This window comes from Rhizobium sp. NZLR8 (genome assembly GCF_019685025.1).
Classification (GTDB): domain Bacteria; phylum Pseudomonadota; class Alphaproteobacteria; order Rhizobiales; family Rhizobiaceae; genus Rhizobium.
Window position 1 is genome coordinate 182,223 of record NZ_JABDVY010000002.1, and the last position, 20,804, is coordinate 203,026.

Annotated in this window: 25 protein-coding genes; 12 read left to right on the forward strand and 13 right to left on the reverse strand. The window is 60.6% G+C overall.

The window, feature by feature from the left end:
- The first annotated feature begins 107 nt into the window (after positions 1-107).
- The 5 genes from HJB89_RS04880 to HJB89_RS04900 all read left to right on the forward strand — a co-directional run bounded on the left by HJB89_RS04880 (position 108) and on the right by HJB89_RS04900 (position 4,892).
- Complete coding sequence (locus tag HJB89_RS04880) at positions 108-1,181, forward strand: sugar ABC transporter substrate-binding protein (RefSeq protein WP_207585063.1); 1,074 nt, start codon at positions 108-110, stop codon at positions 1,179-1,181.
- 71 nt (positions 1,182-1,252) lie between these two features.
- Entirely contained in the window at positions 1,253-2,074 is an 822-nt protein-coding gene (locus HJB89_RS04885) for an ATP-binding cassette domain-containing protein (protein WP_207585062.1), read from the forward strand.
- Entirely contained in the window at positions 2,071-3,330 is a 1,260-nt protein-coding gene (locus HJB89_RS04890; RefSeq protein WP_221131336.1) for a sugar ABC transporter permease, read from the forward strand. Before HJB89_RS04885 ends, HJB89_RS04890 begins: the two co-directional genes overlap by 4 nt.
- A 27-nt stretch (positions 3,331-3,357) precedes the next feature.
- Positions 3,358-4,086, forward strand: coding sequence for an SDR family oxidoreductase (locus HJB89_RS04895; RefSeq protein WP_207585060.1), 729 nt, complete (start codon positions 3,358-3,360; stop codon positions 4,084-4,086).
- 41 nt (positions 4,087-4,127) lie between these two features.
- Positions 4,128-4,892, forward strand: a complete 765-nt coding sequence (locus HJB89_RS04900; RefSeq protein WP_207585059.1) for an SDR family NAD(P)-dependent oxidoreductase — start codon at positions 4,128-4,130, stop codon at positions 4,890-4,892.
- A 52-nt stretch (positions 4,893-4,944) separates the two neighbouring features.
- On the opposite strand, the gene HJB89_RS04905 is transcribed toward HJB89_RS04900, so the two are convergent.
- Together HJB89_RS04905 and HJB89_RS04910 are read right to left on the reverse strand one after the other, a co-directional pair.
- On the reverse strand, positions 4,945-5,340 hold the full coding sequence (locus HJB89_RS04905) for a VOC family protein (protein WP_221131337.1): 396 nt from the start codon (positions 5,338-5,340) through the stop codon (positions 4,945-4,947).
- 78 nt (positions 5,341-5,418) lie between these two features.
- The gene (locus HJB89_RS04910; RefSeq protein WP_207585057.1) at positions 5,419-5,847 is read right to left on the reverse strand and encodes a Tautomerase enzyme; all 429 of its coding nucleotides are present in this window, start codon (positions 5,845-5,847) and stop codon (positions 5,419-5,421) included.
- A 117-nt stretch (positions 5,848-5,964) separates the two neighbouring features.
- Here HJB89_RS04910 and HJB89_RS04915 point away from each other — a divergent pair, with 117 nt between their 5' ends.
- On the forward strand, positions 5,965-6,558 hold the full coding sequence (locus tag HJB89_RS04915) for a TetR/AcrR family transcriptional regulator (protein WP_221116826.1): 594 nt from the start codon (positions 5,965-5,967) through the stop codon (positions 6,556-6,558).
- A gap of 63 nt (positions 6,559-6,621) precedes the next feature.
- Here the strand turns inward: HJB89_RS04915 and HJB89_RS04920 are convergent, their stop codons facing one another.
- The 5 genes from HJB89_RS04920 to HJB89_RS04940 form a co-directional block, all read right to left on the reverse strand.
- Positions 6,622-7,629, reverse strand: coding sequence for a HAMP domain-containing sensor histidine kinase (locus HJB89_RS04920; protein ID WP_221116825.1), 1,008 nt, complete (start codon positions 7,627-7,629; stop codon positions 6,622-6,624).
- On the reverse strand, positions 7,629-8,333 hold the full coding sequence (locus HJB89_RS04925; RefSeq protein WP_207585054.1) for a response regulator: 705 nt from the start codon (positions 8,331-8,333) through the stop codon (positions 7,629-7,631). The genes HJB89_RS04920 and HJB89_RS04925 overlap by 1 nt, the downstream gene beginning before the upstream one ends.
- Before the next feature lie 47 nt (positions 8,334-8,380).
- Positions 8,381-9,880, reverse strand: a complete 1,500-nt coding sequence (locus tag HJB89_RS04930; RefSeq protein ID WP_221116824.1) for a DUF4173 domain-containing protein — start codon at positions 9,878-9,880, stop codon at positions 8,381-8,383.
- A 482-nt stretch (positions 9,881-10,362) separates the two neighbouring features.
- Positions 10,363-10,551, reverse strand: coding sequence for a hypothetical protein (locus HJB89_RS04935; protein WP_221149104.1), 189 nt, complete (start codon positions 10,549-10,551; stop codon positions 10,363-10,365).
- A 174-nt stretch (positions 10,552-10,725) separates the two neighbouring features.
- On the reverse strand, positions 10,726-11,439 hold the full coding sequence (locus HJB89_RS04940; protein WP_207585051.1) for an Ig-like domain-containing protein: 714 nt from the start codon (positions 11,437-11,439) through the stop codon (positions 10,726-10,728).
- Between the two features lie 392 nt (positions 11,440-11,831).
- Between HJB89_RS04940 and HJB89_RS04945 the strand changes: the two genes are divergently transcribed.
- The 4 genes from HJB89_RS04945 (at position 11,832) to HJB89_RS04960 (ending at position 13,165) form a co-directional block, all read left to right on the forward strand.
- Positions 11,832-12,041, forward strand: coding sequence for a hypothetical protein (locus HJB89_RS04945; protein WP_207585206.1), 210 nt, complete (start codon positions 11,832-11,834; stop codon positions 12,039-12,041).
- A 26-nt stretch (positions 12,042-12,067) separates the two neighbouring features.
- On the forward strand, positions 12,068-12,301 hold the full coding sequence (gene rpsU / locus HJB89_RS04950) for a 30S ribosomal protein S21 (protein WP_207585050.1): 234 nt from the start codon (positions 12,068-12,070) through the stop codon (positions 12,299-12,301).
- 61 nt (positions 12,302-12,362) lie between these two features.
- Positions 12,363-12,557 carry a hypothetical protein gene (locus tag HJB89_RS04955; protein WP_116409581.1) on the forward strand — a complete coding sequence of 65 codons (195 nt, stop codon included), beginning with the start codon at positions 12,363-12,365 and terminating at the stop codon, positions 12,555-12,557.
- Between the two features lie 128 nt (positions 12,558-12,685).
- Positions 12,686-13,165 (forward strand): pyridoxamine 5'-phosphate oxidase family protein, encoded by a 480-nt coding sequence (locus HJB89_RS04960; protein WP_207585049.1) that lies wholly within the window; start codon positions 12,686-12,688, stop codon positions 13,163-13,165.
- Between the two features lie 16 nt (positions 13,166-13,181).
- On the opposite strand, the gene HJB89_RS04965 is transcribed toward HJB89_RS04960, so the two are convergent.
- Positions 13,182-14,093 (reverse strand): LysR family transcriptional regulator, encoded by a 912-nt coding sequence (locus tag HJB89_RS04965; RefSeq protein WP_207585048.1) that lies wholly within the window; start codon positions 14,091-14,093, stop codon positions 13,182-13,184.
- Positions 14,094-14,189: 96 nt separating this feature from the next.
- On the opposite strand from HJB89_RS04965, the gene HJB89_RS04970 reads away from it, so the two are divergent.
- Complete coding sequence (locus tag HJB89_RS04970) at positions 14,190-15,065, forward strand: aldo/keto reductase family oxidoreductase (protein WP_207585047.1); 876 nt, start codon at positions 14,190-14,192, stop codon at positions 15,063-15,065.
- 125 nt (positions 15,066-15,190) lie between these two features.
- On the opposite strand, the gene ppk2 is transcribed toward HJB89_RS04970, so the two are convergent.
- From ppk2 to HJB89_RS04985, 3 genes are all read right to left on the reverse strand, one after another.
- A complete protein-coding gene (gene ppk2, locus HJB89_RS04975; protein WP_141335705.1) occupies positions 15,191-16,105 on the reverse strand; it encodes a polyphosphate kinase 2 in 915 nt (304 codons plus the stop codon).
- Between the two features lie 108 nt (positions 16,106-16,213).
- The gene (locus HJB89_RS04980; RefSeq protein ID WP_207585046.1) at positions 16,214-17,065 is read right to left on the reverse strand and encodes a helix-turn-helix domain-containing protein; all 852 of its coding nucleotides are present in this window, start codon (positions 17,063-17,065) and stop codon (positions 16,214-16,216) included.
- Positions 17,066-17,137: 72 nt separating this feature from the next.
- On the reverse strand, positions 17,138-17,527 hold the full coding sequence (locus HJB89_RS04985; RefSeq protein WP_207585045.1) for a nuclear transport factor 2 family protein: 390 nt from the start codon (positions 17,525-17,527) through the stop codon (positions 17,138-17,140).
- Positions 17,528-17,815: 288 nt separating this feature from the next.
- Here HJB89_RS04985 and HJB89_RS04990 point away from each other — a divergent pair, with 288 nt between their 5' ends.
- Positions 17,816-17,953: a hypothetical protein gene (locus HJB89_RS04990; RefSeq protein WP_246762854.1), complete on the forward strand. Its 138-nt coding sequence runs from the start codon at positions 17,816-17,818 to the stop codon at positions 17,951-17,953.
- 31 nt (positions 17,954-17,984) lie between these two features.
- Here the strand turns inward: HJB89_RS04990 and HJB89_RS04995 are convergent, their stop codons facing one another.
- Positions 17,985-19,637 carry a GMC oxidoreductase gene (locus tag HJB89_RS04995; protein WP_207585044.1) on the reverse strand — a complete coding sequence of 551 codons (1,653 nt, stop codon included), beginning with the start codon at positions 19,635-19,637 and terminating at the stop codon, positions 17,985-17,987.
- Positions 19,638-19,717: 80 nt separating this feature from the next.
- Entirely contained in the window at positions 19,718-20,800 is a 1,083-nt protein-coding gene (locus HJB89_RS05000) for an ABC transporter ATP-binding protein (protein ID WP_207585043.1), read from the reverse strand.
- Positions 20,801-20,804 lie beyond the last annotated feature (4 nt).

Genomic DNA, 20,804 nt, shown 5'->3' on the forward strand with positions numbered 1-20,804 from the left:
TCAGAAAACGGCAAACCGCCGGGACAGGCGTGGCGGTTCGCTCAGCCGAACGGCCACAGCGAAACACTGCAACGAAGAAGCTACACAATTTTTTCCAACGGGAGGATATGGAAATGATGAAATTCTCAACCAAGGTGGCAGGTGCGACAGCAGTTGTCCTATCCCTGCTCGGCGGCACGTCCGCCTTCGCGCAAAACGCCGTTTCGGATGCGACGGTCGCATTCCTTATGCCCGACCAGGGCTCGACCCGTTACGAAGAGCACGACCATCCAGGATTCGTCGCGGAAATGAAGAAGCTTTGCGCCTCGTGCAAGGTTCTCTATCAGAATGCCGATGCCGATATTGCCAAACAGCAGCAGCAGTTCAATTCGGCCATTACCCAGGGCGCCAAGGTTATCGTGCTCGATCCGGTGGATTCGGCAGCCGCCGCGTCTCTCGTCCAGCTCGCCCAGAGCCAGGGCGTTAAGGTCATTGCCTATGACCGTCCTATCCCGAAGGGGAAAGCCGATTTCTACGTCTCCTTCGATAACAAGGCGATCGGCAAGGCAATCGCGGAATCGCTCGTCCAGCATCTGAAGGCTAAGAAAGTGCCGACCGATGGCGGCGGCATCCTGCAGATCAACGGTTCACCGACCGACGCGGCTGCCGGGCTGATCAAGGACGGTATTCATGATGGTCTTGCCAGTGGCGGATACAAGACGCTTGCCGAATTCGACACGCCGAACTGGCAGCCGGCGAATGCCCAGCAATGGGCAGCCGGTCAGATCACCCGCTTCAGCAAACAGATCGTCGGCGTGGTCGCCGCCAATGACGGCACCGGTGGCGGCGCCATTGCAGCCTTCAAGGCAGCGGGTGTCGATCCCGTGCCGCCGGTGACCGGCAATGATGCGACGATCGCTGCACTGCAGCTGATCATATCGGGGGATCAGTACAACACGATCTCCAAACCGAGCGAAATCGTTGCGGCTGCCGCTGCCGACGTTGCCGTCAAGCTCCTGGCTGGAGAAACGCCGAAGGCCGAAATGACGCTTTACGACACGCCGGCACAGCTTTTCGTGCCTGCGGTCGTCACTGCCGAGAACCTCAAGGCCGAGATCATCGACAAGAAGATCAACACCGCCGAGGAGCTGTGCACCGGCCGCTACGCCGACGGCTGCAAGAAGCTCGGCATCACCAAGTAATCGAACCAAGGGAAAGCGCGGCCGGTCCGCCGGTCGCGCTTGCCGTTTCGCTTTTTCCAAAAGGCCAGGCGATGTCTGAAACCTCTCATACTCTTGACCCTTCCCGCCAGCCCGTCCTCAGCCTGCGCGGAATATCGAAGAACTTCGGGGCGGTGTCGGCACTCACCGATATCGAACTCGATGTCCATGCCGGCGAGGTCGTGGCACTCGTCGGCGACAACGGCGCCGGCAAATCGACGCTGGTCAAGATCCTGGCCGGTGTACACCAACCAAGCTCAGGCGCGATCCTGTTTGAGGGTGAGCCAGTCAATCTGCCGAGCCCAAGTGCTGCCCTCGGGCTCGGCATTGCAACCGTCTTTCAGGATTTGGCGCTTTGCGAGAATCTCGATGTCGTCGCCAATATCTTTCTCGGCAAGGAGCTCAATCCTTTCCAGCTCGATGAGGTCGCCATGGAGATCCGTGCCTGGAAGCTTTTGAACGAGCTTTCGGCCCGAATCCCAAGCGTACGCGAGCCCGTCGCCTCATTGTCCGGCGGACAGCGCCAGACCGTGGCGATCGCCCGATCGCTACTGCTCGAGCCGAAATTGATCATGCTCGACGAACCCACCGCAGCGCTTGGCGTCGCCCAGACCGCCGAAGTGCTGGATCTGATCGAGCGCGTACGGGAACGCGGACTCGCCGTCATCATGATCAGCCACAATATGGAGGATGTGCGCGCCGTTGCCGATCGCATTGTCGTCCTTCGGCTCGGCCGCAACAACGGCACTCTGCTGCCCGATGCTTCCAACGAAGAGCTCGTCAGCGCGATCACCGGCGCATCCAACAATTCCGTCTCCCGCCGCGCGTCGCGCCGCCAGGCGCAAAGCCAGCAGAACGAGGAGGGCAGGCCATGATGAAGACCATCCAGAATGAACCGGCAGCACCTGCGCTCCTCGACCGGCGTGACGAAAGAGTGCGCCATGACGATAGTCTTGCCGGCTCGATCCGCGCCTTTTGGGATCGCATCCGCGCCGGCGACCTCGGCTCGCTGCCGGTCATTGTCGGCCTGGCAATCATCTGGACGGTGTTCCAGGCGCTCAATCCAGTGTTTCTCTCCAGCGCCAATCTCGTCAACATGCTGTTCGACTGCTCGACGGTCGGCGTCATCTCGCTGGGTATCGTCTGCATCCTGATGGTGGGCGAGATCGATCTTTCCGTCGGCTCGGTCAGCGGCTTCGCCTCGGCACTGGTCGGCGTCTTCTGGGTCAACCAGGGCTGGCCAGTGGTCCTGGCGGTCCTCGCCGCCATGGTCGTCGGCGCTCTGATCGGCTCTCTCTACGCCTTCCTGTTCAACCGCTTCGGCATGCCGAGCTTCGTCTCCACCCTATCCGGGCTGCTCGCGGTTCTCGGCCTGCAGCTCTATATCCTCGGAGCGACCGGTTCGATCAATCTGCCCTATGGTTCCTGGCTCGTGAGTTTCGGCCAGATCATGGTCATGCCGGACCCGATCGCCTATCTGCTGGTAGCCCTTGCCGGCATTGCATTCTTCTTCTCCAGCTACCGCACGGCGGCGCGCCGGCGGGCAGCCGGCCTGTCGGCAAAATCGGCCCGCGGGCTGCTCCTTCGCGCCGTCATCATCACGGCCGCTTTGGAAGCTGTCGCATTCTATCTCAACCAGTCGCGCGGCGTTCCATGGATGTTCGGCCTTTTCGTCGGGCTCGTTGCCGTCATGAACTATGCGCTGATGCGCACCAAATGGGGACGCTCCATGCATGCCGTCGGCGGCAACAGGGAGGCCGCCCGCCGCTCTGGCATCAACGTCTCGCGCATCTATACGAGCGCCTTCGTCATATGCGCGTTGCTTGCGGCAACCGGCGGCGTGCTTTCAGCTGCCCGGCTGGCGACAGCAAGTCAGCAGGCCGGCACCGGCGACGTCAATCTCAACGCCATCGCCGCGGCGGTCATCGGCGGCACGAGCCTGTTCGGCGGGCGCGGCAGCGCCTATTCAGCCCTTCTCGGCATCATCGTCATTCAGTCGATCGCCAGCGGGCTGACGCTTCTCGATCTGTCGTCATCGCTTCGATACATGATCACCGGCGCCGTTCTCGCCGTCGCCGTCATCGTCGACTCGTTGGCACGCCGATCGCGGATTTCGCACGGCCGGGCCTAAAACCCATCAAGAAAGCAGAGGAAGAAAATGAGACAGGATCTGTCTGGAAAAGTCGCGGCCGTCACCGGAGCGGCATCGGGTATCGGCCTCGAATGCGCCAAGGCCCTGCTTGCCGCCGGCGCCCAGGTGGTGTTGGTCGATCGTAACGAGGAGGCATTGAAGGAAATCTGCTCGAAACTCGACGCGAACGCCATTCCGTTGGTCATCGATCTAACCGATCCGAAAAGCGTCGAAGGGATGATGCCGCAGATTCTGAAGAAGGCAGGCCAGTTGGATATCTTCCACGCCAATGCCGGCTCCTATATCGGCGGCGAGGTACTGGGCGGCGACCCCGACGCGTGGGACCGGATGCTCAACCTGAACGTCAATGCCGCCTTCCGCTCGGTGCATGCCGTGCTGCCGCACATGGTCGAACGCAGGACCGGAGATATCATCCTCACCAGTTCCGTCGCCGGCTTGATCCCCGTCGTCTGGGAGCCGATCTACACGGCCTCGAAACATGCGGTTCAGGCATTCGTCCATACACTGAGGCGACAGGTGGCCAAACATGGCTTGCGCGTCGGCGCCGTCGCTCCAGGCCCAGTCGTCACGGCCCTTCTCAGCGACTGGCCGCAGGAGAAGTTGGATGAAGCACTTGCCGCCGGCGGCCTGATGGAGCCGAAGGAGGTGGCCGAAGCGGTGCTCTTCATGCTGACGCGTCCGCGCAACATCACGATCCGCGATCTCGTCATCCTGCCGCAGAGCACGGATATCTGACGCGTTTGTACCGGCTCTGAAAATCACGGAAGGAAACGGAGATGATCTTCGATAGGTTTCGCTTAGATGGAAAGGTAGCGCTGGTGACCGGCGGCACGCGCGGCATCGGGCTTGCCATCGCCGAGGCGCTCGGCGAGGCTGGCGCCAAAGTCCTCATCACGGGAAGGACGCGCAATGCAGCGGCGGAGGACAGGCTCGCCAAGGCCGGTGTCGATTGCGATTTCGTCGCCGCCGACCTGATGAAAGACGATGCCGCCGACGCGCTCGTCACGGAGACGCTCCTACGGGCGGGCCAGCTCGACATCCTCGTCAACAATGCCGGCATCGCCATTCATGGCGACAGCGGCGCGTTCTCCGACGCGATTTGGCGCGAGATCATGACCGTCAATGTCGACGCCGTCTTCCGCGCCTGCCGCGCCGCACTCGCCCCCATGCGGCGTCAGGGCGGCGGTGTCATCCTCAATATCGGCTCGATGTCGGGCATCGTCTCCAACATTCCCCAGAACCAGGTCGCCTACAACACCTCCAAGGCGGCGGTTCATATGATGACGAAGAGCCTCGCCAGCGAAGTTGCCGCCGAGAATATTCGCGTCAACGCCATTGCGCCGGGCTATATCGAGACCGATCTGTCGCGCGGCGGCATCGCCAATCCCGACTGGTTCCCGACCTGGCGCAGCATGACCCCGATGGGACGGGTCGGGCAGCCGGAAGAGGTGGCGGGGGCCGCCTTGTTCCTCTGCTCGGCAGCGGCAAGCTATGTCACCGGCGAAGTGCTGGTGATCGATGGCGGCTATACGACACGATAATGGCCAGACACTGAGAGGAGAGCGAAGCATATCGCCCATGAGCGGCATATGCTCACGCCAAGCAGTCGAGCATCCACTGGACACCAAAACGATCGGTGAGTTTGCCGTAATAGCTCCCCCATGGCTGGACCGCGAGCGGTGTCGTTATCTTGCCGCCTTCGGCGAGCCGGGCGAAAAGCCCGTCGGTCCTGTCGCGGTCATCCAAGATCAACATGTGGGCGGAGCCTCGCATCGGCTCCGCATCGTGATTGTCCGAGGCGAAGAACAAGACACCAAGCCCTTCGAAGCGAGCGTGCATCACCTTGCCCCGCATAGCTTCGCTGGCAATGGGCATTCCGTCCGCGCCGTGGCGCTTCAATTGCGTGACCCGGCCAAGCCCGCATTCGGCATAAAAGGCCAGCGCCTCCTCGCAGCGGGTGGAAAAGAATAGATAGTTGGCAAGCTGCATGATCTCGCTCCGTCGCGCCGCCGGATGGCGACGCATTGCTGAATCAGGTCTGAGATTTCCGCGCATGCACCGCGACCCTTACAACGCGGCGGCCGTGCCCTGGATGGCGCCGACGAAATCCGCATTGCTGTAGCTGTGGCCGGCGATTCCCCACGCCCCTTCGGGCGCGTAGACGATGTTCGACCAAATATGATCGCGCTTGAGCCGGCCTTCGGCGGCCTGTTCGACGACATCGGCCGCTTTTTCGATGAAGGCCTGTTTCGCTTCGGCGCTTACCAGCGCGACCTCCGGCAATTTGAGTTCGACGAATGCCGCAGCGATCGGCTTTCCCGCCGCAAGCACGTGCTCGCGCGGCAGCACGTTGATCGTGCCGATGACATTGGCGGTCATGAAGGCATTGCCGGTCAAACCGGCTACATCGAGCAACGCGTCCGTCAAGCCGGCAAAGGCTTGCGCCTGGGCCTCCGGCGAGAGCAGGCCTTCCGGAACGGTGAGTGTGATAGGCATCGGATATCTCCCTCTTTGAATCGTGACCGCTTGTGATATACCGATCACTCTTTATAGATACACAGCGATCGCTCTCTTAGCAAGCAATAAAGAGCGTTCACTCTTATTGAGGCATTCATGCGTTATAGCGCCGAACACAAATCAGAAACCCGCGCCCGCGTCCTCGCAGCCGCAGGACAGATCTTCCGCAAGGACGGCTATGGCGGTGCCGGTATCGATGCGCTGACGAAGGCCGCCGGCGTGACAAACGGCGCCTTCTACGGACATTTCAAGTCGAAGGCCGAAGCCTTTCGCACAGCCGTGCTGGAAGGCCTCGAAGAACTGCGGCAAGGAATCGCCGCGTTGAAGACCAATCAACCGAAAGACTGGCTGACGACCTTCGTCGGCTACTATCTCGGTTATAAAAGAACCTGCGATCTGGGCGAGAGCTGTGCTCTGCCGAGCCTTTCGCCCGATGTGATGCGTGCGGACGATGAAACGCGAAGCGCTTATACGGCAGAGATCAAACGCCTCGTCGAAGAAGTCGCCGCCGGCCTGCCGGAGATAGACGGCCGATCCGACATTGTGCGGGAAGACCAGGCGATCCTGCTCCTCGCCATGCTGAGTGGCGGTGTTACCCTCGCGCGCGCCGTTTCCGACCCGGCACTCTCCGAACGCATTGCAGAGGTCATCGCGCAGGCTGCGTTGACAGCGATAAAGCCTGGAAGCTAATCCGCATGCGGCGATGGCGTTTGGGTTCAGGACTGCGCACACGTGTTCCCAACCCTGCGAGAACTACACGGGCATGGTGATTTCGAACTCGGCACCTGCGCCGGTCGTCGGCAGCAGGCGGATCGTACCGCCATGGGAGCTCAGCATGGCGCGAACGATGCCGAGACCCATGCCGGTGCCGCCCTGTTCGCGGCGGGTTGAAAAGAACGGCTGAAAGACATGTTGGCGATTTGCCTCGGAAATACCGCCGCCGTCGTCTCGGACAAGAACAACGGTTGTCCGGACATCGGCTGACGCGCTGAGTTCCAATAGCGTGGCGCCATGCTGAAAGGCATTCTCGGCGAGATTGGCAAAAACGATGCCGGCTGCTTCTCGGGGAAGAGCAACCGATATGTCCGTATCGCCTTTACCGGAGATATCGAGGGATGGAAATTGCCGGCGCAGCGAGGACAGGATGTCCCTGATGCTGCTTTTGCCCTCGGCTAGAGGGATTTCTGCTTGGGCAAGCTCCCTCAGCCGCAGCAACAGCGCGTCGAGCCGAGCTGCATCGACGACGATATTATCGAGAAAGTGCAAACGCTGCGCCTTCGTCATCGCCTTTTCGGCATCGTCGTCGCGCAAAAGCTCCGCCGCACCGCGGATCGCCGTCAGCGGCGACTTTAGTTCGTGGGAGACGTGGGCGGCAAAGGAGCGGACATATTCGGTGCGATCGACCAGTCTTCCGGCGAGATCGAGGAAGCTCTGCGACAGGACGGCGATCTCGCGCGTTCCATAGCTGTCCAGCGGCCGGATCGCCCGCTTACCGCCCCGGGCGATCTCTTCCGTGCGGGCGATCAAGGCGTCGATCGGGCCGGTGATGGTGCGCGTCAGCACATAGGCGACGCCGAGCGTCAATATGAAGACGACGGCGAGGGCGACCATTTCCGCCGGCGCCATCCGGTTCGAACTCACTTCCACGGCGCGGAACCAGATGACGATCAGGATCGGCAGCGCCATGACGGCGAGAAGCACGACATAGACGATCAGCGCCAGCGTCGGGCGCCATTTCATCCTGACTTTCGGTACCGGCATCAGGCATTCCTCCCGATTTCACCGCCGAGTTTGAAGCCGATGCCGTGAACCGTCGCGATGATCCCCTGGCCGCCGGCCGCCAGGAACTTGGCCCTGATGTTGCGGATATGACTGTCGATCGTTCGGTCGGCGACATAGGTTCCAGCGCCATAGGCCGCCTCCATCAGTCGTTCGCGGCTGAAGACCATGTCGGGGCGTGACAACAATGCGTCCAGGATGGCGAATTCGAGCGCCGTCATCGTGATGGCCCTGTCGCCGAACATGACCGTCCTGCCGTGGCGATCGAGGCTGAGTTCGCCGGCGATAAAGATGGCGTGACGCCTTTCAGGCGCGGGTTCATTGCCGCTGCGCTTCAAGATCGCCTTGACCCTGGCGACGAGTTCGCGCGGGCTGAACGGTTTGGTGACGTAATCGTCTCCGCCGATTTCCAACCCCAGCACCCTGTCGATCTCCTCGTCGCGTGCGGAAAGAAACAGGATCGGCAATCCCGATGTCTTGCGGATCTGGCGGCACACTTCCAGACCATCCATATCGGGCATGCCGATATCGAGAATGATGAGATCGATGTTGGCGCGCCGGAATGCCGTCATCGCCTCGGTTCCGCTGCGGACCGCCGTCGGTGTCAAGCCGGCACGCTCGAGGGCGAAGCAGATCACATCGCGGATGTGAGGTTCGTCATCGACGACGAGAATTCGGGGCGCCATCCACCAGTCCTGCGTTGTTTGTCGTGCCTGTTGTTATCGTTCTCGTTCTATCTTGCAATGGCTGCAGGAGACAGAAGATAGGTCTCCAGCCGCGCTGCCCGGAAGGTCCAGTTCCGCCAGTCGTGCGGGCGCCGCGCGAAGTCCCTGACGAGATAGTACCGAATCGCCAGTGCCTGATTCCTCTTGTCGATCAGCTGATCCGGCAGCATGTGGAGATAGAGATCGATCGCCGGAATGGCGGAAGGGCCAAGCGAGGAGAGATAATCGAGATCGAGCGGTGGACCTTCCTCAGTGATTTCCTGGCTGTGGGCGACATTGAAGCGGGCGATAATATCAGGGAAATCAATGAAGGCGCTGATGTAGACGACTACAAGCAGAGAGGCGAGATTCATCGCGATCAGCCACTCGTTGGATCGGCTGAGCAGAATGCGCAGCAGGATCAAGAAAAGACCGATGGCGACGAGGCCCATCCAGAGACCGGCGGCGACACGCAATTCCGTCAGCGAATAGACCTCGACGTAAAGCCCAAGCCGCAGCATCGACGACAGGCAAAGCAGAATATTCTGGCCGATCCAGGTGTGGACGAGGCCGCGGATCAGCGGGCTGTGATCGCCGGGACCACCGCGCCGCATAGCGACCAGCACGAAACCGGCGGCAAGAAGCGCTGTCGCAATCAGCGGATAGGCGCCGCGATGAGCATATTCGGCACGGCTCATGTGATCGGGCAGATCTGCGCCGCCCCAGAGATAGACGAGATCGAGGAGCGTCTGCACGGCAAAGAGCGCGTTGAACAGGACGAGCGCCCGCAACAACGAGGCATAACCGAGCGGCGCATTTCTGGTGGGCACGATCATGAAGGCCCTGGCGGCCTGCGACCTCGCACCGCGGCGCTTGAGGCGCGGCCGCAACATCGCCCAAACCACAATAGCGACGATCATCCAGAAGCCGATCCGCCAGAGATCGAGGAACTGCAGCAGAACGGCAAAATCGATGCTGCGCAGAGCGATCTCGATAAGTGGGTTGGCCGCCGCAAAGAGAGATACGAAGACCGCTGCAAGAATGAGCGGCATGATCCAGAGGGCGATGCTCTGTCGGGTTCCGGCGAAAGAGTAACGTTTCCCCGGTGTCGCAAGATATTTCCTGATATCCTCGGCAAGCCGCAGGGGAACGACAAGGGCGAAACGGAAGAAAACCAGGGGCAGGGCGGCGGACAGGCGACGCGGCAGGAGCCTGGCGCTGACGAGCGCAACCGACATCAGGGCGCCGAGGCAAAAGGCAATGCCCGTAAGCGAAGGCGATTCCAGCAGCGGCGCCGACGCCAGAACCGAAAAGCCGAGCAACATGATCGCTTGGGAAAGCCGAGGTCTCTTGCTGGCCGAAAGCAAAGTGGCGGCGCAGACGGCGAGCGCAAAAAGGAAGATATTTATCCCGGGTTCATGGCCAAAGATCAGAAAATCTGAAAGCGCCACGAGCGCCAACAGCCCGGTCATCCGGCCACTGCCCCGCCTCATCGGCATTGCTTCCGTCAGGATATCTGTTGTGTCCATTGCTGCTCCTCTCGTAGATGCGGCTTTTCGATCGTCATGAGCATGACTGCGGAACTCGCATGGGAAGGCGGGCCTTGTGTCCCGCACGTCTCCGTCAGCCACCAACCGTCGTTGCGAAGGCGGTCCGGCAAAGTGGGAGGTATAACGCGGGGCGGCATGTCGTTCTGGTTCATGGCAGGAAGATGCCGCGCCGGATTGCAGATTTTGTGCAGAGAGTGAGGAGCAATTCAGGAATCGCCCGCGGGGCGGAAACGCCGGGAAAGTCTCGCGAGGTCGTATCGGGCGTGAAAACGGCTTGTCATTTCCGCTTTTCGGGGAGGCCCCGGTCGCAGAGGACGGCGCCGCACTCATTTCAGCAATCGGGGAAAGCAATCCGCCAAGCGAACGAGCCTCACCCAATCAATACATTCCTGGCGCAGTCTCATTTGCCGGCTGACTTTGCCGGCATTTGTGAAAAGATCATCGAAGGAATGAAGGGAGGTTTATCTGAACCTCGGCGCGCGCGTGGCATTGTGGAGTAGTTCGCAGGCTGTCGCGAACGGTCCGAAAAGTTTGAGCAACAGCGCTTGTTCCTCGGTATCTATTCGATGGCGAGCGCAGAACTCGGTAACGGACCAGACTTTCGTCAGCTCATCGGTCTCAATTTGCTTGGGTTCGATGTGTTCGGTCAAGGGCGTATCCTCCGAACTTCGAGACTACGCCTCCCAGGCATTTATAAGAACTAGCTAAAAAGAATTATATCGACCGAATATGTCAGGTGCCGCCAGGCCCCGCATCAAGAGAGGCGGAGATGCAAAAACGCCCGCCGATTGCGCGGCGGGCGTTGTGTCATGCTGATCTATTGATCAAGCGATATGGGGAAGAGCATCCGTGCCGGTGATGTTGAGGGTCACCTTGGCAGTGTCCGTGTGGCCGTCACCATCGGAGATCTTGTAGTAGCGCAGAACTTCCGTGACATGATCGCCAGCAGCGATATCGTGCGTCAGCTCGTAGGTGAATTCGCCGTTCGACTTGACATGGAACGTACCATAGGTGCCGGCGACGTCGGTGGTTGCGCTCGGGTTGCCGTCGACCTTCGTGGTCAGGAACTGACGGAGGAACATCTTGCCGTTGTCGCCGGCAATGTCGTTGTCCAGAACGTTGCCGCCGATGGCATGGCCTTCGGTGAAGCTGTAGACATCGTCAACTGCGATCGGCTTGACCTGGGTTACGCCCTGAATGTTCAGGGTGAACAGGCCGACGTCGGTATGACCGCTGCCGTCGGAGATCTTGTAGGAAACCTTTTCCTGGTACGATTCGCCGTTGGCGAAGCCAATCTTGGCAGCATCGCTCAGGACATAGGTGTAGCTGCCGTCCGGCTTGACGAAGAACGTGCCGTAGTCGCCATGGATTTCGGTGATCTGGCTGTTGCCGCTTTTGGCGCCAACGGTCTCGCCGTCGAAGGCGCGCAGGAAAAGGTGGCCATTATCGGATGTATCGTTGGAAAGGAGATTTCCGGAAATAACGTCAGTTTCTAGAAATGTTGCACTATCATCAGTTGCGTGTATCGGCGAAGCCATCGCTCTCTCCTCAAATTGTTATAGACGGGTCAGTTTCGACCTCAGCGAGCGGCTCCTTTAACAACCTATTAATACTGCAAGTCAATGGGTTATTTAACGAAAGGTTAATTTCGTAACCGATATGGGCGTTGCTTAATTCCTGGGCGAATAATTTCGTTTTCACACCAAATTGAAGAAAATTTGACCGAATCTATACCCGGCTAACTTGAACATCGGCAATGAATATATCTAAGGATGATTCCGGCCGTTAAACCGAGCCATCGGGGTCAGCTGTTGCAATCGCGCGCTCCGCCAACTATTTTAGGGCTAAAGCGGAAATCGAAGCCGTCGCCGGCTTGGGAACGAGACGCTTGTACATCGGCTGAATCGGCGCATGCCCTTGAGGCAGCGCGATGGTCAAATCCACAACGATCGATGAAGCCGGCAATGGCCGGTATAAGGATTTCTTTTTGAACGACACAAATACAGCCACTGCGATTGCGGTGGTGAACTCGCGTGAGGGTGACGTGGCCGTCCGCCGCGCTGCCAAGACTTGGAAGCCATCACCCTGCCTTCTCACCCGCCGCGAGTTGCGGGCGCTCATCGCCGAGCAGCTCGGCTGAGCGTCCCTTACATAGGAGAATTCGAAATGCAGGTACTCGTCAGAGAAAACAACGTCGATCAGGCCCTCAGGGTTTTGAAAAAGAAAATGCAGCGCGAAGGGCTGTTCCGCGAAATGAAGGAACGGCGCGCCTATGAGAAGCCCTCCGAACGACGCGTCAGGGAAAAGGCGCAGGCGATCAGTCGGCACCGTAAAGCCGCACGCAAGAAGCTGCAGCGTGAAGGCCTGATCGCCGGGCCGAAGCGGACGGCCGCCCGTTAACAGGCCATCCCGGCCGGCCTTCCCAGGCTTCGACGACAACATTCCCCGGAAAGGACAGACAATGGACGAACTCAATAGCCTCACCGTTTCAGAAGAACGCCTCGAGGATTGCCGCGATGTCGTGGAGCCGGATCTGCAGGATCTGATCCAACGCGCATTGACGTCGGGCTTTTCCCGCGAGGAGGTCCTGATCGCCGTCAGTGAACTGGTCGCTGAGGACTTCGCCATGGTCATGGAAACCCCAAGCGTGCATTGAGGATAAACGCAGGCAGCAGGAACATTCCATCCCGCCTGTCGATCGATTGCGGGAATTGGCGGGATGAACCACGGGAACATCGGCGCCGGCAGACGGTTATTTCGTCTTTTGCACAGATGGAGATGACGATGGCCGAGCATGATGATGCGACACGGGTGTGGGAGCTGATCGACAGAATAGGGTTTTGCATGCTGACGACCCGCAGCAGTGACGATCTGCGCGCCCGCCCGATGTCCGCCTATACCGCCCAGATGGAGAATGCGGTCTATTTTCTGACGGATGTGGCCAGCCACAAGGACGACGAGATCGCCCACTGGCCAAATGTGTGCCTGGCCTTTGCCGACACCAAGGGACAGAAATATGTTTCCGTGTCTGGGACGGCCGAGGTGCAGAACGATCGCGAGAAGATCAGGGAATTATGGGCAACGCCGGCCAAGGCGTGGTGGGACAATCCCGACGATCCCTCCATCCGCATCCTCAAGATTACCCCGTCCTCGGCGGAATATTGGGATAGCCCGGGCACCATCATCAGCTATATCAAAATGGCAGCTGCAGCGGTCTCGAACAGCAAACCGGATATGGGCGACAACGCCGAGGTCAAGCTTTAACGGATCGCAGCGCTCTTCAAGCCTGCTTGGCCGAGGCCTTGACGAAATCAATGAAGGCCCGCAGCGGCGCTGGCACCAGCCGCCGTCCAGGATAATAGAGAAATGGCCCGGAAAACCGCTGCCACCAGGGTTCGAGAATTGGCTCGAGAGCGCCGCTGTCAATATACGGGCGCAGCCAGTCCTCGAAAACGCAGATGATCCCAGTGCCCGATATCGCTGCATCGACGGTAAGATCGGTCGCGCCGCCGACCCTGACGATCAATGGTCCTGAAGGTTCGACCCGCACCACCTCGCCATCTCGTTCGAACTCCCATGGCGTCGTCAGCACACCACTGGCAAAGCGGCCCAACAGACAGGCATGGCCGAGCAGATCGCTCGGATGTTGCGGCCGGCCATGGCGGTCGAGATAGTCAGGGGAGGCGGCGGTGGCAAAGCGCTGAACACGCGGGCCGATCGGCACGGCAATCATATCCTGCTCCAGCCGCTCGTCATAGCGGATGCCGGCGTCGCACCCGGCAGCAAGCACATCGACGAAGCTCTCGTCGGCGATCACCTCCAGCCGAATGTCGGGATAGGCGGCGAGGAATGGCGGAACGATGGCGGGCAGCACCAGCCGCGCCGCGCTGACCGGCACATTGAGCCGCAACGCACCGGCCGGCCTGTCGCGATATCCGTTGACCACATCGAGTGCGGACTCCACTTCGGTCAAGGCAGGGCCGAGCCGTTCCAGCAGGCCCTTGCCGGCTTCGGTCGGCACGACGCTGCGTGTCGTGCGGTTGAGCAGCCTCACACCGAGCTCGGCCTCCAGCCGACGCACCGCCTCGCTGAGGAAGGAAGCACTGCCGCCGTTTGCACGCGCGCCCTCGCGAAAACCACCGGCCCGCGCCACGGCAAGGAAGGCATTCAGATCACCCAAATCGACTTTCACTGTTCGCCACTCCGCACAGCCTGTGCGGATTGTAACGAATTATCAGGCGCGCCGACAACGCCTATCTTGGCGTCGACTCTTGAAAGGAGTGAGTTCATGTCCACCATCGATCAGGCCGGCACCTTCAATCTCGGCGACAGCAGCATCAAACGGCTCGGCTACGGCGCCATGCAGCTTGCCGGGCCCGGCGTGTTTGGCCCGCCCAAGGATCACGGCGCGGCCTTGGCGGTGCTGCGCGAGGCTGTCGCAAGCGGCGTAAACCACATCGACACCAGCGATTTCTATGGTCCGCACGTCACCAACCGGATCATCCGTGAAGCGCTCCATCCCTATCGTGACGACCTCGTCATCGTCACCAAGATCGGCGCACGGCGCGGCGCGGATGGATCATGGATTCCGGCCTTTTCGCCAGAAGAACTGACGGCGGCAGTCCACGACAATCTTCGTCACTTAGGTCAGGATGTGCTTGACGTCGTCAACCTCAGGCTCATGTTCGACGTGCATGGCCCTGCCGAAGGCTCGATCGAAGGACCCCTGACGGTGCTTGCCGATCTCCAACGGCAGGGACTGATCCGTCACCTGGGCTTAAGCAACGCCACAGCGAAGCAGATCGCCGAAGGGCGCGGGATCACCGAGATCGTCTGCGTGCAGAACCAGTACAATCTTGCGCATCGGGCCGACGATCGCCTGATCGACGAGCTCGCCCGCGAGGGCACCGCCTATGTGCCCTTCTTCCCGCTCGGCGGCTTCACACCGCTGCAGTCGTCCAGCCTGTCTAATGTCGCCGCACGCCTTGATGCTACGCCCATGCAGGTCGCACTTGCCTGGCTGCTGCGCCGCGCCCCGAACGTCCTGCTGATCCCCGGCACCTCGTCCGTCGGCCACCTCAAGGAGAACCTCGCCGCTGCCGCGCTTGTTCTGCCGGATGAGGCTGTCGACGAACTCAACCAGATCGGGAACATCGCCGCCTGATCGCATTCAAAGGCCGCGAGCTACCGCCACACCACGCTCACACGTGGTGTGGCGGAGCCGAAAGCGTCAGCGACGCTGAAATCCGCTCGTCATCTCCGGCCGGGAAGGCCGGTATGGTTATGCCTTCAATAGCGCTCCGGCACGAGCATTTCAGACGCAACCGGCGCCCTGTTGTAATCGGCATGGCGGATGCGATCCGGCAACTCGATTTCCGGTTTCGGAACATCCTCGTACGGGATTTGTTCGAGAAGATGGGCGATGCAGTTCAAACGCGCCCGTTTCTTGTCTACCGCCTGCACCACCCACCAGGGTGCATCCTTGGTGTGCGTCCGCGCCAGCATTTCTTCCTTGGCCTTGGTATATTCCTCCCAATGGACGCGACTTTCCATATCCATCGGTGAAAGCTTCCATTGCTTCAGCGGATCGTGGATACGCATCTTGAAGCGGAATTCCTGCTCCTCGTCGGTGATCGAAAACCAGTATTTGATCAGCACGATTCCGGAACGGACCAGCATCCGCTCGAATTCAGGCACCGAGCGGAAGAACTCCTCGAGTTCATCAGGGGTGCAGAAGCCCATCACGCGCTCGACACCGGCGCGGTTGTACCAGCTTCGGTCGAAGAGCACCATTTCGCCGGCTGTGGGAAGATGCGGGACATAGCGCTGGAAATACCATTGATGGCGTTCCCGTTCGGTCGGGGCGGGCAACGCAACCGTCCGGCAGACGCGTGGATTGAGCCGCTGGGTCACCCGCTTGATCGCGCCGCCCTTGCCGGCCGAATCGCGGCCTTCGAAAAGCACCACCACTTTCAACTTCGTGTGCTGAACCCAATCCTGCAGCCGCACCAACTCGTGCTGCAGCCGAAACAGTTCCCGGAAGTAGGTCTTTCGCTCGAGCGTCGGCTCCGCCGCTTCCGACATTCCTTCGGCGACCAGATCGTCCAGCCGGTCTTCCTCCATCTGCATTTCCAGCTCTTCATCGAAGCTGTCGGCGATTTCGGCCTTTATCCGGCTGAGTTGGTCCTGATGGTTTTGAGACATGGGCTTTTCCTTCCTGCTTTTTTTGACAGGAGCATGTCACTGCGAAGTTTGTATGACGGTTCAAGTAGCGATGGTGGACCATCGGCGCTCTGCCTTGGCCGTGGTCGCTCACGTCACGGTCCGGCGCTGACGCGCATCGGCCTGTTTCATCAGCTTGGCGTATTCTATCTCGGTGATATCATCCAACGGGAACATGCATTCGATCCTCAGTTCCTGGGTCGTTATTGTCTGTGCGGTGCCGACCGTCGTCACCAGCGAGAAGAAACTTAGAAGCTGCCCATCCTTCATGAACGACAAGGGGATGACGGGTGTGCTGTCCGCTGTCGTGGAGACCTTCCAGGCACTATCCACATCCGGATAGGCAAGCAGCGCGTCGATCAGTGCCTTGGTGCGCATGTCGATGACGCGGCCGACGGACTCCCTGAATATCCGCGCCATCAGGCTTCTTGCCGTTTCCTCCCAGTTCGGAATGAAGGGCCGCAAACCGGCCGGATCGAATATCAGATGCAGCAGATTGCGCGGTTTTTCCCGTGCTGCCATGTCGATGAAGCAATTGAAGAAGCGCTGCGTCGCATCGTTGGCCATCACCACGTTCCAATACCGGTCCATCACCACGGCCGGAAATGGTTCATGCTGAAAAAGCATGCGTTTAAGCACATCCGTGACGCTTTTCATTTCAAGATCGTCGATACCGTTTTCTGCATAAATAGGCGCATAGCCGGCGGCGAGCAGCAGCGTATTGCGCTCCCGGAACGGCACATCCAGGGCGTCGGCGAGATGCAGCAGATTGTGGCGGCCAGGCGTGCTCCGGCCACTTTCGATGAAGCTGATTTGGCGCTGCGATATGCCGGTGTCGAGCGAGAGTGCCAACTGGCTCTTGCCTCGCGTGCCGCGCCAGGCACGCAACTGCGCCCCAAGCTCGGTCGGCGCTCTGCTTAAACGGTTGTGCGTCGAGCTCATCTTCCGGCGGTCTCCGTTATCCGTCCCGTTGGTAACTGGCGGGCAATAGCGCTCCCGCCAGCGATTTGTGGATTAAAATGCAACGGGGCCGACAGACCCGTACCAGCGACCAACTTTGGCAGGTTCTCGTTCGTCCATGTAGAAAAAGTGTGTCATGACAGGCTTGACGACCGGTTGCGCCTTCTCGTCGGGTGTCATGGTGACAGTGCCGCGAAAGATCTTAAGCGAGCCGCCGTCCCAATATTCCGTCACATCGTGAAGCGCTGAAAAACCCGTATCGATGAAAGCGCGCAGGTTCTCGCGAATGGCCTCCCGCCCCTTCCAGTCGGCGACGCCGAGATTGCAGGTGGCGTTTTGCGCCAGGCAATCGAAGCCTTCGCCGAAGGTCTTGTCATCGATTTCTTTCCAGAAAGCCAGCAGCCATTCCGGGGGCTCTCGCTTGGTAAAGTTCACCGTCGTCATCGTCGTTCTCCTCGGCCGCCTCGTACGGTTGACAGCGGTTTGGCCGTCGACATCCTCCGGATTGGCCGCTTCTGTTTGAGGACTGGAATGTTCCTCCTGCAGGAAGGCCGTTCACTGATATCGCGGGAGGGGGAATGCCCTCAATTACATCGGGTGTAATAAGCCAGGCGAAAACGCATCGTCTTCCGATTTCGCAGCCTTTGTTGCTGGCGAGACCGATCTCATCGACTTCGCAGAACGTTGAGGCAAGCTAAGACCGGCAGGGAAGGCCGGACCAGCAGGCCGGGTGTGTTTGCCATTGGCAATGCGGACGCGGTCGCTCACCTTGCGCATGCCTCCGCGGCAGGCACAGCCGTCGGCCCGGTTGTCACCATGGACCTGTTCGAACAGATCCTTGCCGAGCGTCGGGACGCCAAAGCGGCGTGAACGATCTTGCAGTACAGCCGCTGAGGCGCAGCTACAGCTGTCCTGTCCGGTATTGCGAGACAAGATTCCGGCAGGCGCGGATCGTCAGAGCCATGACGGTGAGTGTGGTGCCGGCGATGCCGCTGCCGGGGAAGGCGCTGGCGTCGGTGACAATCAGGTTCGGGACATCCCAGACCTGGTTGTAGGGGTTGAGCACCGAAGCTTCCGGGGTTTCACCCATGCGCGCGCCGCCCGTTTCATGGATTGCCGCGCCCATGCACATGGTCTTGCGGAACCAACTGCGGAACATGAAGCGGCTGAAGGCATCGGCCTCGGGAAAGGCGCCCTTGCCCATCTCCTTGAGGCCGGTGGGCGAACCGATGAATTCAAGATCGCCTCCGACCTCGCTGATCATGGCGATCAGCGTCTCTTCCTGCCGGCGAAGCAGCGCCTGCTCCTCCGCTTGCATCACGCAGCGGATATGCGCAACGGGAATGTTCCAGGCGTCCTTGCGCCTGACATCAAGCGTAATGCGATTGTCGGCATAGGGCAGCATGCGGCCGAAACCGAAGAAGGCGAGACGCGCATCAGCGTCGCCGGAGACCGGCGCTCGGCCGACGCTTCCCTGGTAGTCGAAATCGCCGCGGGCAGCGTCGCCCTCACCGAAGCGGGGAATGAAGATCCCGCCTGATGGATTGTAGAACGGATCCGTCGGGGCGGAGCCATCGGGCGCCCAGCCCTTCGCCTTCGAAAAGGAACCGAAGGCGAGGCACGGAAGCTGGTCCATGAAATAGCGGCCAAGAGCGCCTGAGCTGTTGCCGAGCCCATCCGGATGTTTTGCCGAAGCCGAATTCAAGAGCAGCCGCACGCTCTCTATCGGCGAGGCGGAGAGAACCACCGTCGCGGCGCGGGCCGTCGATACTTGTCCGGTATTGCGATCGGTGAACTCCGCGCCGGTGGCACGTCCGGTTCTCCCGTCCGTGGTGATGCGGCGAACGACGGCATCGTAGCGGACTGTCAGCCTGCCGGTGGCCTTGGCTTCCCGCAGCGGTCGCGGCATGCGTTCGGCATCCGGCGCGATGTAGCGCCAGGAGACAACGTGCCTTTCCGGCCAGCGGCTTTCGACCGCCTGCTTGAAGATCTGTTCGGCGGGCGTCAGGCTTGCCGGCTTCGCATAGACGCCGTCCGGCAGGGTCGGCACATCGTCCTTGTTGCCGTAGAGCCCGAGATAAGTCTCCACTTCGTCGTAGAAAGGCGCCAATTCGCCATATGAGACCGGCCAGTCAACGCCCTTTCCGGCGCGTGATCGGATCTTGAAATCATCATCGGTCCAGCGCAGCAGCACGCGGCCAAAACTGTGGAGGCGGCCGCCGCCCTGGCGGCCACGGATCCAGAGGAAAGGCTCGCCCTTCGGCGTGGTATAGGGGTTCTTGCGGTCGTTGACGAAGAAGTGGCTGAAGCGCTCGGTAAAAAACGCCGCCCGCGCCTGGATCGGCTGGCCCTTGAGTGTCGCCCGCGCACGCTCCCAGATATTGATGCTGCTTGCAGGCGCCTTCTTGCGGGCGGGATCGAAATCCTTCGGCCCAACAGCGGGGCCGGCCTCGAGAAGCAGCACCGAAAGGCCCTGCGCTGTCAGCTCTTTGACCGCGAAGGAACCCGCCGCGCCGGAGCCGATCACCAGCGCATCGTAGACAATCTCAGACATTTCCAAATCCTGTCCTGGAGCAATTGCTCAAAACCGCGCGCAACGCGCCGGCAATTGCGGGAAAACAAAGGGACGAGGCATCACAGCCGCGATCCGTCGGCGCCGAAGAGCGACGCCTTGGCGATATCGAGCCCGGGAGCCAGGGCATCGCCGGGCTGCAGGGTGACGTCGCCCATCAGCCTCAGCGAGAGGCTTTGATCCGCCCAGTCAAACCAAACGACGGCGTCCGAACCCATCGGCTCGACGACGGAAACACAGCCGGGAATGATGGGCAGGCTGCTTACCGCCCTATCGAGCACAAGATGCTCAGGGCGAAAGCCGAGCGTTGCCGGTCCTTCCGCCGCGCCTGCGCTAAAGGAATAGCCGGAGAGATCGACGGCGAGCCCCTTGCTCCGGAAGACCGGTGAGGAGGCGGCGCGCTCGATCCTGCCTTCGATGAAATTCATTGCCGGCGCGCCGATGAAACCGGCAACGAAGAGATTGGCCGGGCGGCGATAGATCTCAGCCGGCGAAGCGAGCTGCTGGATCACGCCGTCGCGCATGATGGCGATGCGATCGGCAAGCGTCAGCGCCTCTACCTGATCATGGGTCACGTAGATCATAGTGTTGCCGAGGCGCTGATGCAGCTTCTTGATCTCGACGCGCAATTCGTTGCGCAGCTTGGCATCGAGGTTCGACAGCGGTTCGTCGAAAAGGAAAACATCGACTTCGCGCACCAGCGCCCGGCCGATGGCGACGCGCTGGCGCTGGCCGCCCGACAGCTCGGCAGGGCGCCTGTCGAGCAGCGTGTCGAGATGGAGGAGCGCGGCCGTGCGGGCGACGCGGGCCTCGATCTCGGCTTTCGGCAGACCGGCGACGCGAAGGCCGAAGGACAGGTTCTTGCGAACCGACATGCGTGGATAGAGCGCGTAGGACTGAAAGACCATGCCGATGCCGCGGTCCTTCGGCTCCTCCCAGCTGACGTTCTTGCCTGAGATCCACACCTCGCCTGATGTAATGTCCTGGAGGCCTGCAATGGCGCTCAGAAGCGTTGACTTGCCGCAGCCGGAAGGGCCGAGCAGAACCAGGAATTCCCGGGGAGCGATATCGATCGACAGCTTCTCGATCACCGTATGGTCGCCATAGGCGATCTTCAGGTCCTTGACGGAGACGGCAGATTGCATGGAA